The organism is uncultured Anaerococcus sp. (assembly GCF_963510575.1).
Taxonomy (GTDB): Bacteria; Bacillota; Clostridia; order Tissierellales; family Peptoniphilaceae; genus Anaerococcus.
Genome location: NZ_CAUPFR010000046.1, coordinates 1 through 12,297, shown reverse-complemented (window position 1 = coordinate 12,297; position 12,297 = coordinate 1). Strand labels below are relative to the sequence as shown.

Sequence of the window (12,297 nt, the reverse complement as noted above, 5' to 3'; positions counted from 1 at the left end):
GGATTTTCACAGGCAGGGGATAATGACAGAAGCTGTTAAGGCTCTTATGAAATATGCCTTTGAGGATTTGAGTCTTGATTATCTTTCTGCTGGCTATTTTAGGAATAACTTTAAGTCTAGGGATTTTCAAAAGAAACTCGGCTTTACTTATTATGGTAGCCATATTGTAAAAATTCCTTTGGGGATTTTGGCACCTGTTCATCAAACAATTTTTACAAAAGAAGATTATTTTAATAACAAAACTGGCCATTTAGAAGAGAAAAAGCCTCTTAAAGCCAATGAGGAGTTGGTTTTTAAATCTGTAAATGAAATTATTAAGAGATTATATTTTGAAAAGGAAAATGAATTTATTCCTAAAAATATTGAAAATTCCTATTATATTGTTGTAGTTGAGGGAAGGGTAAGGGTAATTTCTGATAATAAAGAATACACATACTTTCCTGCAGATGCCCTTAGGATAAAAAAGGGTCAAGATTTCAAAATTATAGCAAGGTCTGTTGCCAAACTTGTACTAATAGAGGTGATTAGTAAAGATGAATAGGGTTGGTGCTTATATCCATATTCCTTTTTGCGAAAAAAAGTGTTATTATTGCGATTTTGCTGCCTTTCCAAACCTTGAAAAGTGGATTGGGCCCTATGTAGAAAACCTAATAAATGAGATAAGGCTCTATAGGGATAGGATGGATGTGATAATTGATTCGATTTACATCGGTGGGGGCACTCCTTCCTATATAAATCCAAGATTTATTGAAAAAATTATCGGAGAAGTCTATAAATTTCAGACTGATATCAAGGAATTTACCATAGAAGCAAATCCTAAGTCGCTAGATATGGAAAAATTAAAAATTTATAGGGACTTAGGAATCAATAGGATTTCCCTGGGAGTCCAGTCCTTTGATAATAAGGTTTTAAAAAATATTGGCAGAAACCATACTAGCCAAATAGCCATCAGGGATATAGAAATGATTAGGGAGGCTGGTTTTACAAATCTTTCCTTTGACCTTATGCTAAATTTGCCGGGTCAAGATTTTGCTGGGGTAAAAAGAGACTTAGAAATGGTTAAAAAATTAAGACCCAATCACATTTCTTGGTACTCCTTAATTTTAGATAAGGGTTCAAAGTTTTATGCCTTGGATAAACAGGGCAAGCTGTCCTTGATGGATGATGATTTAGAAGTAGATATTTTTTCTTATTTAGTTGATGAACTTGAAAAAATTGGCCTTAACCGTTATGAAGTGTCGAATTTTTCCCAAGAGGGTTTTGAGTCTTTCCACAACAAAAAATATTGGAACCAAGAAGGTTACCTGGGTCTCGGTCTTGCTGCGGCAGGTTATATTTCAAACCTCAGGTACAACAATACACCAAACCTAGCTATTTACGATAAGATGGTCAAAGCAAATAATCTTCCTATTATTAATAAGGATTTTGTTGATAAAAATGAAAATGAAAAGGAATATATAATATTTAAGCTAAGGGAAAGTGCAGGTATTGATTTATCAAAATTTAAAAAGAGGTATGGGGTAGATTTCCTAAAAAAATACGATAAGCAAATAAATAAATTTAGGGATGATGGATTTTTTGAAATAGACTCAGCGATTAGGTTTACAAAAAAAGGCATGAGTCTTTCTAATGAATTTTTTGTAGAAATAATTTAAAGGCTTATTATTTTTTATATTTTTGGGTATAAAGAGATTATAAAAAATTAAGGAGTTAATTATGAATATAAATAAAGTAACAATTGCAGGTGGCGGTGTACTAGGCGCTCAAATTGCCTATGCCGTTGCTTTTCACGGATATAATGTAACTATTTGGGGAAGGAAAGATGACTCTATAGAAAGAATTAAACCAAGAATCGCTCGTCTTCATGAAATTTATAGCCAAGAACTAGATTTTGCCCCAACTTATATTGGAGAAAAAAATCCAAATTTCCCAAGATCATTTTTTGCATCAAAAGAAGAAATTACAGAAGAAAAAATAAAAGAATTAAAAGAAGCAAATGAAAAAGTCTACAAGGGTCTAACCTACACAACAGACCTAAAAGAAGCCTTTGGAGATGCAGATTTAGTCATAGAAGCAATTGCAGAAGTCGTTGATCAAAAGAAAGCTTTTTATGAAAAAATTGCCCCATACCTAAAAGAAGATGCAATCCTTGTGACAAATTCTTCGACCCTTCTTCCATCTATATTTAGGGAGTACACTGGCAGGGAAGAAAGGTTCCTAAGCCTTCACTTTGCAAATAATATCCATAGACAAAACCTAGCAGAGGTTATGAAACACGATAGGACAGATGAAGAAGTTTTCAAGGAGGTTGCAGAATTTGCTAAATCAATTGGTATGTATCCAGCTTTAATAAAAAAAGAGCAACCTGGTTATATCTTAAATTCAATCCTGGTTCCTGTTATAAATGCTGGCCTAGTCCTTTATGGTAAGGACGTAGCTGACCCAGTTGACATTGACATGGACTGGAAGATAGGTACAGGATCACCAAAAGGCCCATTTGAAATAATGGATATAGTTGGTATTACAACTGTAGTTAATGTTTTAAGTGCAAATCCAGCTGCAAATGACCCATCAACTCCAATCGGCAAGGCATATATTAAGTTAAAAGAAATGTTAGATAAGGGTTATAAGGGAGTTGAGACTGGTCAAGGATTTTATAAATATAAATAAGACTAAAAGTGGCTTAAAGGCCACTTTTTTTGAAAATAAAAGAAAAACTTATAATAATTTAAGTTTTGACTTTAAAATACTTGACAATTATTCTTAACTTAGTATATTATTATTAGCAGTCGGAAGTAAAGAGTGCTAAAAGGAGTGAAAGACTTTGAAAGATAGAAGAATGCAGATACTTTTCACTATCATAAATTCTTATATCTTGGGAGGAGAGCCGGTCGGTTCTAAGTCCCTAGCTGATGAATATTCTTTTGATGTATCAGCTGCTACTATTAGAAACGATATGAGTGACCTTGAGAAAAAAGGTCTCCTAAAAAAGGCCCATACTTCGAGTGGTAGACTCCCATCAGACAAGGGTTATAGGTTTTTTGTAAACTACCTATTAGAAAATGGTCTAATTGAGGAAAAATCAAGACCTGACCTTAGCAAATTGAAAAGTACTTTGGATAAAAGGTACCACAATGCTAGTGATGTAGTAAATTCAGCCACAAAAATATTGGCAGGAATTACTAATCTTACGGCAGTGTCAGTCACTTACAAAAATCAAATCAAATCCATTTCTAATATTGAAATGCTTAAGGTAAATGATTATTCCTTGCTTTTGATAGTAGTATATGACAATGGTTTGATAGTAAATGACCTTATCCACTTAAACTATGGTATAGAGGGCGAAGACCTCGACTATCTAAACAATCTTTTGCAAAGGGAACTCATAGGATCAAGCATTTTGCACTTGTCTGATAAGATAAGAAAAATTGAAGAAAAGTTAAATCTAAATTATAAGTATTTACTCGATGTAATCCAAACTAAGATGGAAAATGAATCCAACAAGGATTCTAATAAAGAAATCAAGATAGAGGGTTTGGGTAATATATTCAACTTCAAGGAATTTGATGATATAGTAAAGGCTAAGGAATTTATCAATCTCTTTGAGAGTCCAGATATTATTACTAATTTCCTGACTGATAATAATGATAAAAACCTTGTTATTACTATCGGCGAGGAAAACGAGATTGACCAATTGAAAGAAAATACAATCATAACCTCATATTTCAAGGTAGATGAAAACACCATTGGTAAGATAGGTGTGGTAGGTCTAACTAGGATAAATTATAAGGAAGTTATTGAGAGTATAAAACTAGTTTCAGATTTATTAAATCAATAAGAGGAAGGTGGATGAATTGGCAGACGATATTAAAAAAGATGAAAATATCAATGAAGAAGTCGAAGATATTAAAGATATAGAAGAAGAAATTGCAGAAGAAGTTGATGAAGAAGTTGTCGATGCAGAAATAGTTGACGATGAAAAAGACTCTTCAGCGAATAATGAATATATAGAAAAATACCAGAGGTTAATGGCTGATTTTGCAAATTATAAGCAAAGAGAAGAAAAAGCCAAGGCAGATTTTAAGAAGTTTGCATCAAGCTCTTTGGTAGAAAAATTATTGCCAGTTTTAGATAATTTTGACAGGGCACTTAAGGATAAGGACCCAGAAGACCCATTTGTTAAGGGCGTTATAATGACTAGGGATGAACTTCTCAAAACCCTTAAAAATGAAGGTCTAGAAGAAATTGCTTCAGATGGCGAAAAATTTGATCACAATCTTCATCACGCAGTCATGACGGAAGAAAGTGACACTGTAGAAGAAGATTATATTATAGAAACATTCCAAAAAGGATATACATTAAACGGTAGAGTACTTAGACCAGCAATGGTTAAGGTAAGCAAGTAGGAGGAAAAATTATGGCAAAAATTATAGGAATTGACTTAGGTACAACAAACTCAGCAGTAGCTGTTATGGAGGGTGGTACAGCAACTATTATACCAAACAGCGAAGGTAATAGAACTACTCCATCAGTAGTAGCTTTCTCAAAAGATGGAGAAAGATTAGTTGGTGAAACAGCTAAAAGACAAGCAATCACTAACCCACATAGAACAATAGCATCAGTTAAAAGAGAGATGGGTCACGACTGGAAAAGCCCTGAAATTGATGGTAAACAATACACACCAGAAGAAATCTCAGCAATGATTCTTCAAAAATTAAAGGCAGATGCAGAGGCTTACTTAAATGATAAAGTTACAAATGCAGTTATTACCGTACCTGCTTACTTTACAGATGCTCAAAGACAAGCAACAAAAGATGCAGGACAAATCGCAGGTCTTAAAGTAGACAGAATCATAAACGAACCAACCGCAGCAGCTCTTGCTTATGGTATGGATAAGGAAACTGACCAATCTAAGATTATGGTTTACGACCTTGGTGGTGGTACCTTCGATGTTTCAATCCTAGAAGTAGGTGATGGAGTATTTGAAGTATTAGCTACAAGAGGAAACAATAAATTAGGTGGAGATGACTTTGATAATGCAATTGTAGATTATCTTGCAAGTGAATTTAAGAAAGAATCTGGAGTTGATTTAACAAAAGATTTGACAGCTATGCAAAGACTTAAAGATGCAGCTGAAAAAGCAAAGAAAGAATTATCTTCAACTCTAACAACCAATGTTAACCTACCATTTATCACAGCAGTAGACGGTCAACCAGTTCACTTAGATATAAACCTAACAAGAGCAAAATTTGATGAATTAACTCATGACCTAGTAGAAAAAACTAGAAAACCAGTAGAAGATGCCCTTCATGACGCAGGTCTATCAGCATCTGACATTGACAAGGTTCTTTTAGTAGGTGGTTCTACAAGGGTTCCAGCTGTTCAAGAATTAGTTAAGAGAATAACTGGCAAAGAGCCTCAAAAAGATATCAACCCAGATGAATCAGTTGCAATCGGTGCTGCCATCCAAGGTGGTGTATTAACTGGTGAAGTAAAAGATTTATTACTTCTTGATGTAACACCTCTTTCTCTTGGTATTGAAACCCTCGGTGGTGTTGCTACAAAGCTTATAGAAAGAAATACAACTATACCAACAAAGAAATCACAAATCTTTACAACCGCAGCTGATGGACAAACAGAAGTAGACATCCACGTAGTTCAAGGTGAACGTGAAATGGCAGCAGATAATACAACACTTGGTAGATTCCAACTTACAGGTATCCCTGCAGCTAGACGTGGTGTTCCACAAATCGAAGTAACTTTCGATATAGATGCCAATGGTATTGTAAATGTAACAGCGAAAGATCAAGGTTCTGGCAAGGAACAAAAAATAACAATTACATCTTCATCTAATTTATCAGAAGAAGAAATCGATAAGAAAATCAAAGAAGCAGAGAAATTTGCTGAAGAAGATAAGAAGAAAAAAGAAGATATAGACGCTAAAAACAATGCTGAAAACCTAGTTTACCAAGCTAGAAAAACTGTAGAAGACGCTAAGCTTGAAGGTGCTGATAAGGAAAATATCGAAGCTAAAGCTAAAAATCTTGAGGATGCAATCAAGGCTAACGATATAGATAAGATTAAGAGCCTATCAGAAGAATTAACAAACGAAATCTACAAGGTAAGCGAAAAAATGTATAAGGCAAACGAAGCAAACGCAGGAACTAACGGCGCAAGCAATGAAGATGTTGTTGATGCTGACTATGAAGTAATCGACGAAGACGAAGAATAATCTTTTGAAAGATTTAGCATAGCTAGTATAATAAAAACAATTGATAAAAGGAGCTATTTCCTAGTGAAATAGCTTTTTTTAGTGATTGGAGGAAAAATGAGAGACCCATATGAAGTGCTTGGAGTAGAAAAAACTGCAACAAGCGTTGAAATAAAAAGAGAATATAGGAAACTTGCCAAAAAATACCACCCAGACTTAAACCCAGATAATGAAGAAGCTGAACAAAAATTCAAAGAAGTAACTTTAGCTTACGAAATACTTTCAGATGCTGATAAGAAACAAAAATATGACACCTACGGAGCAGCAGCCTTTGAAAATGGAGGAGCTGGCTTTAATGGTGGTTTTGGTGGAGGTTTTGGTGGTTTTGGCGATATTTTTGGTGATTTATTTGGAAATATATTTAACCAAGGCTATCAAAATAATGCCAAGAGACCTGCAAAGGGAGCTGATATCCAACAGGTAGTGAACCTTACCTTCCAAGAAGCAGCCTTTGGAGCAAGCAAGGAAATCCAAATAAGAAGAGAGGAAGAATGCCATGTATGCCACGGTTCTAAGGCAGAAAAAGGATCAGAAACTCACACTTGTCCAGATTGTCACGGTCAAGGAGTTGTAAATGAAGTATCAAGAACTCCTTTTGGAACTATGTCTAGAACTGTAACTTGCTCTAAATGTCACGGAACTGGTGAGATTATAGATAAGCCATGCAAAAATTGCAAGGGAACAGGCAAGGAATATAAGTCAGAAAAAATTAAGATTGATATCCCATCCGGTGTTGAAGATAATAATGTGATTAGACTTTCCGGCAAGGGCCATGTTGGAGAAAATGGTGGTCCAAATGGTGACTTATATGTTATTTTAAGGGTAGCCAACCACGAAATATTTAAGAGAGATGGCCTTGATATTTATTATGAAATGCCAATTAGCTTTCCAACAGCAGCTCTTGGTGGGAAAATTGATGTAGCAACCCTAAGAAAATCTGTCGAATTTGAAATACCAGCGGGAACCCAAACTGGCGAGAGATTTACCCTAAAGAATGAAGGAATCAAAGATAAGAGGACAGGTAGAACAGGTAACTTATACTTCTACGTTAAGGTCGTAACACCTACCAAGCTTTCTAAAGATCAAAAAGAAGCCCTAAAGGCCTACGCAGAAGCAAGTGGAAGTGAAGTTAGGGAAGAAAAGTCATTTTTTGACAAGGTAAAGGACTTTTTTGAATGAAAAACACCTACAATATTATAACTCTTGGCTGTAAGGTCAACCAATATGAATCTGAAGCTGTTGAGGAAATCTTTAAGGCAAGAGGGTTTGAAAGAAAAGAAAATAATGCAGATGTTTATGTCATAAATACTTGCACAGTTACCAACATGTCTGATAGAAAGAGCCGTCAGATGATATCTAGGGCTAGGAAAGATAATCCAGATGCAATTATAGCTGTAATGGGTTGTTATTCTCAGGTCAAACCAGAAGATGTAGCAAAAATCGAAGGCGTTGATATAATCTTAGGTTCAAGAAATAAGGAAGAAGTCGTTGACCTTTGTGAAGATATGCTGCAAAACAAGGAAGCTATAGATCAAGTGATTTCGGTTTCAGAGGAAAAAACCTTCGAAGACCTAGAAATTTCCAACCAAACAGAGATGACCAGGGCCTATATGAAAATCCAAGACGGTTGCAATATGTATTGCTCATATTGCCTCATACCTTATGCTAGAGGTAATGTCGTAAGTCGTCCAATGGATTCTATTGTCAAAGAAGCTGAGAGACTAGCGGAAAATGGTTTTAAGGAAATTGTCCTAACAGGTATCCATGTTGCAAGTTTCGGCAAAGACTTCAAAGACGGAACTAGTCTTATAAATGTAATTGAAAATGTGGCTAAGGTTAGTGGGATTGAAAGGATTCGTCTTTCATCAATGGAACCAAGGCACATTACTAGAGACTTTCTTGAAAGAATGAAGGCTACAAAAAAGGCCTGTGACCACTTTCACCTATCACTCCAATCAGGATCAGATGACGTCCTAAAGGCTATGAATAGGAAGTATGATAAAAAAGTATTTAAGGAAAAAACTGACCTCATTAGGGAAGTATTTCCCAATGCAGGACTCACTACTGATATTATAGTAGGTTTTCCAGGAGAAAGTGAAGAAAATCACAAAGAGACCATGGACTTTGTAAAGAAAATCAAATTTGCCAAAACCCACTTATTTAAATATTCAAAAAGAGATGGGACAAAGGCAGCCTCTATGAAAGGCCAAGTTAATGGAAATATCAAAAAAGAACGCTTAAAAGATTTAGAAGCTATTGAGAAAACCAATAGGGAAGAATTTTTACAAAAACAAGTAGGAAAAACTTTATCAGTCTTATTTGAAGAAAAATCTGACTTGGAAGGCTTTAAATCAGGATATTCTACCAATTATCTAAGGGTAAATGTTGAAAATCCAAGTCTTCCAACCAATGAAATTTACGATGTAAAGATTACTGGCATTATAAATGATGAATTAATCGGAGAAATAAGGTAAAAAATACTTTACTCTTAAAAATAATTGTGGTAACATATATATTAATGGGGGTGAAGTATGGATTGTGTATTTTGTAAGATTGTAGATGGACAAATCCCATCTAAGATAATCTACGAAGATGAAGAGTTGATTGCATTTGACGATTTAGATCCACAAGCACCTATCCATTTTCTTGTTATACCAAAAAAGCACATACAAAGTTTAGAGACTCTCGATGAGTCTGATAGTGAATTGATAGGCAAGATATTTTTAGCTATCAGAAAAATTGCCCGTGAAAAAGGCATAGCTGATAAGGGATATAGGATTGTCAATAACATAGGAGAAGACGGAGGACAAACTGTTCCTCATATGCATTTCCATGTTCTTGGCGACAGAAGCCTACAATGGCCACCAGGCTGATTTAAGTTCAAACTAGTGCATATACGAGAGGGGGGATAGAGATGACAGAAATCAGAGTTGGAGAAAACGAATCAATTGATAGTGCGATTAAGAGATTCAAAAGACAATGCGCAAGATCCGGTGTACTTTCTGAATATAGAAGAAGAGAGCACTACGAAAAACCAAGCGTTATAAAGAAAAAGAAAAACGACGCTGCTAAAAGAAAAAATAGAAAAAGAAAATAATAATTTAACCATCCACTATGTGGGTGGTTTTTTTATGAAAAAATTCTTGAAATTTTTATTAATAAATTTCTATTAATATAAAATTAGTTTTATGGGATTTTATGAACTTTATCAGCCTTTATAGATGTGAATAAGTTTAATAAAATAAAACATATTTTTAACAATGGTTGACTATTTTCGAACAATATTATATAATCTAAGTAGAAAACGTTAACAGGAATATTTTCATATGCTATTTTGAATATAGGAAATATATTTTTAAAAATTCATCTTCAATGATGGAAGAATGGCTGTTTGCATTTTCTATAAATTTTTTTGTAGAAAATGTAACCGCTTACAATTTAAATTTTTTCTTGGATTTCATGGCGATTAAGGGATAGATTTGGTTTTTAAGGAAACATTAAAAATATATTAGTTTGGATATCTATGTTTGTAAGTTATATGATTTTTATACTTTCTGGGCGTTAGTGTTTTAAATGTTGGAAAAATAAGACAGGTTTTTCTGCCATTTTATGAGGATTTTTAAAAAATTATATATCAGGAAAGGAGTTTTGTATGAAATTAAATTTAGGAAGTTTAAATGAGGTCAATCAAAAAGTTGACAAGAAGGTCGCTTATGATGTCAAAAAGCTAAGGGAAGATACAATAAAAGACCCAAAATGGTTAGCTTTTGGATCTGGCAATATTTTTAGGGGCTATATAGCTAGAGTCGGCCAAGATTTGGTTAATGAGTGTGTTTTTGACAGGGGTATTTCTGTTGTTGAAACTTTTGATACAGAAATTATCGAAAAAACTTACACACCATTTGACAACCTCTGCCTATCTGTTACCCTCCATAAGGATGGCAATTTTGATACTAATCTTATTGCAAATTTAGCAGAAAGCTTGACTTTGAAGGATATGGATAGGATTAGTGAAATATTTTTAAATGACAACCTTCAAATAGTTTCTTTTACTATTACAGAAAAAGGCTATAACCTATATGCTCCAAATGGTGAATTGATGGATGTTGTTAAGGCTGACCTTGAAAATGATATCGATGATTGTAAACACCTTATGAGTATAGTTACAAATTTACTTTATAAGAGATTTAAGAAGAATGAGAAAGCTCTTACCCTCCTAAGTCTGGATAATTGTTCAGAAAACGGGGATAAGGTTAAAAGCTCAGTTATGCTTATAGCTAAAAAATGGAATGAGGATAAGAAAGTTTCTGATGACTTTATCAAATATCTCGAAGAAAAAATTTCTTTCCCATTGACTATGATTGACAAAATAACTCCTAGACCAGCCCTTGAGGTCAAAAAATATGTTGAGGATTTAGGCTTTGAGGATATGGATATTGTAGTTACTCAAAAAAATACCTATACAGCTCCTTTTGTTAATAGTGAAGAATCTGAATATTTGGTTATGGAAGATGATTTCAGAAATGGTAGACCTGATTTTACTAGGGCAGGAGTTTATTTAACAGATAGACAAACAGTTAATAAGGTTGAAACAATGAAGGTTACAACTTGCTTAAATCCATTGCACACTGTTTTAGCTACTTATGGTTGTGTTCTAGGTCACACTACAATTGCAGAAGAAATGCAAGATGCCGACTTAGTTAACTTGATTAAGAAAATTGGCTATGACGAGGGACTTAAAGTAGTAGTTGACCCTGGCATTATAAATCCAAAAGATTTTATAGATGAAGTTATAAATGTGAGGTTCCCAAATAAATTTATGCCGGATACTCCACAAAGAATAGCTACAGATACATCTCAAAAGATTTCTGTTAGGTTTGGTCAAACTATTAAGGGTTATATAAATGATGAGAATTTAAAAGTGGCTGACCTTAAATATATTCCATTAGCCCTAGCTGGTTGGTTAAGATATCTTTTAGGTCTTAATGATAAGGGAGAAGCTTTTGAACTTTCTAGTGACCCATTAATGGATTATTTAAAAAAGAGCCTAGAGGGAATTAGCCTTGGTAATTTTAAGCTTACTGAAGGATTAAAAGATATATTGAGAAATAAAGAAATATTTGGTGTAAATCTTGAAGAAGTCGGACTTGATAAGATTGTAATTAAATATTTCGAAGAATTGTCAGCTGGTCCAGGAAGTGTAAGAGCTACACTTAAAAAATACTTAGGATAATTTAGGAGGTAAAAGCTTATGAAAATGACATTTAGACACTACGGTAATGATGATCCAATTTCTTTAGAATACATTGCACAGATACCAGGGGTTACTGGCGTAATGGTAATGATGAATGAATGGGAAGCAGGAGAAGTTTGGGAGAAAGATGTATTCCAAGCCTATGTAGATAAATGCCATAAGGTTGGACTTGAGTGTGAAATAATCGAGTCAATTAATGTTCACGAAGACATAAAAATGGGTCTTCCAACTAGGGATAAATATATTGAAAATTATAAACAATCTCTAAGAAATGTGGCAGCTTGTGGAGTTAAGACAGTTATTTATAATTTTATGCCAGTATTTGACTGGGTTAAGACTGAATTATATAAGGTTCTTCCTGATGGTTCAAATACCCTAGCCTTTGACCAAGCCAAGGTAGAAGGTTTGACACCAAGAGACATGGTTAACGAAATCCTGGATGGGGCAGGAAATTTCGAGCTTCCTGGTTGGGAACCAGAAAGACTAGCACAACTCGAAGATGTTCTTGAAAAATATAAGGATATTGATGAAGATAAGCTAAGAGAAAACTATAAATATTTCCTTGAAGGAATTATTCCAACTTGCGAAGAAGTTGGAATCAAGATGGCAGTTCATCCTGACGATCCAGCTTGGCCAATCTTTGATATTCCAAGAATTACTTCTACTCCAGAAGATTTGGAAAAGATTGTTAATTTAGTAGATTCTCCATCAAATACCCTTTGCATTTGCACTGGCTCTTTAGGATCAAGAGTAGAAAATAATGTGCCAGAAA

At 34.3% G+C, this 12,297-nt stretch carries 12 protein-coding genes; all 12 read left to right on the top strand.

Annotated elements, in window-relative coordinates:
• Positions 1-541, top strand: a 541-nt coding sequence (locus RQ907_RS04770; protein WP_311492244.1) for a GNAT family N-acetyltransferase, incomplete at its 5' end; no start/stop codon positions are given.
• Positions 534-1,655: a radical SAM family heme chaperone HemW gene (gene hemW, locus RQ907_RS04765; RefSeq protein ID WP_311492243.1), complete on the top strand. Its 1,122-nt coding sequence runs from the start codon at positions 534-536 to the stop codon at positions 1,653-1,655. The genes RQ907_RS04770 and hemW, both read left to right, overlap by 8 nt.
• A gap of 61 nt (positions 1,656-1,716) precedes the next feature.
• Positions 1,717-2,670, top strand: a complete 954-nt coding sequence (locus tag RQ907_RS04760) for a 3-hydroxyacyl-CoA dehydrogenase (protein WP_311492242.1) — start codon at positions 1,717-1,719, stop codon at positions 2,668-2,670.
• A 154-nt stretch (positions 2,671-2,824) separates the two neighbouring features.
• Positions 2,825-3,838, top strand: coding sequence for a heat-inducible transcriptional repressor HrcA (hrcA, locus tag RQ907_RS04755; protein ID WP_311492241.1), 1,014 nt, complete (start codon positions 2,825-2,827; stop codon positions 3,836-3,838).
• Positions 3,839-3,854: 16 nt separating this feature from the next.
• Positions 3,855-4,406 (top strand): nucleotide exchange factor GrpE, encoded by a 552-nt coding sequence (gene grpE, locus RQ907_RS04750; RefSeq protein WP_311492240.1) that lies wholly within the window; start codon positions 3,855-3,857, stop codon positions 4,404-4,406.
• A gap of 11 nt (positions 4,407-4,417) precedes the next feature.
• Positions 4,418-6,232, top strand: coding sequence for a molecular chaperone DnaK (dnaK, locus tag RQ907_RS04745; protein WP_311492239.1), 1,815 nt, complete (start codon positions 4,418-4,420; stop codon positions 6,230-6,232).
• 96 nt (positions 6,233-6,328) lie between these two features.
• Positions 6,329-7,450 (top strand): molecular chaperone DnaJ, encoded by a 1,122-nt coding sequence (gene dnaJ, locus RQ907_RS04740; protein ID WP_311492238.1) that lies wholly within the window; start codon positions 6,329-6,331, stop codon positions 7,448-7,450.
• A complete protein-coding gene (mtaB, locus tag RQ907_RS04735) occupies positions 7,447-8,745 on the top strand; it encodes a tRNA (N(6)-L-threonylcarbamoyladenosine(37)-C(2))-methylthiotransferase MtaB (RefSeq protein ID WP_311492237.1) in 1,299 nt (432 codons plus the stop codon). The genes dnaJ and mtaB overlap by 4 nt, the downstream gene beginning before the upstream one ends.
• A gap of 57 nt (positions 8,746-8,802) precedes the next feature.
• Positions 8,803-9,144: a histidine triad nucleotide-binding protein gene (locus RQ907_RS04730; RefSeq protein WP_311492236.1), complete on the top strand. Its 342-nt coding sequence runs from the start codon at positions 8,803-8,805 to the stop codon at positions 9,142-9,144.
• A gap of 41 nt (positions 9,145-9,185) precedes the next feature.
• On the top strand, positions 9,186-9,368 hold the full coding sequence (gene rpsU / locus RQ907_RS04725) for a 30S ribosomal protein S21 (RefSeq protein WP_004828821.1): 183 nt from the start codon (positions 9,186-9,188) through the stop codon (positions 9,366-9,368).
• 555 nt (positions 9,369-9,923) lie between these two features.
• Positions 9,924-11,504, top strand: coding sequence for a mannitol dehydrogenase family protein (locus RQ907_RS04720; protein ID WP_311492235.1), 1,581 nt, complete (start codon positions 9,924-9,926; stop codon positions 11,502-11,504).
• A gap of 18 nt (positions 11,505-11,522) precedes the next feature.
• A partial coding sequence (locus tag RQ907_RS04715; RefSeq protein ID WP_311492234.1) for a mannonate dehydratase occupies positions 11,523-12,297 on the top strand: 775 nt, incomplete at its 3' end.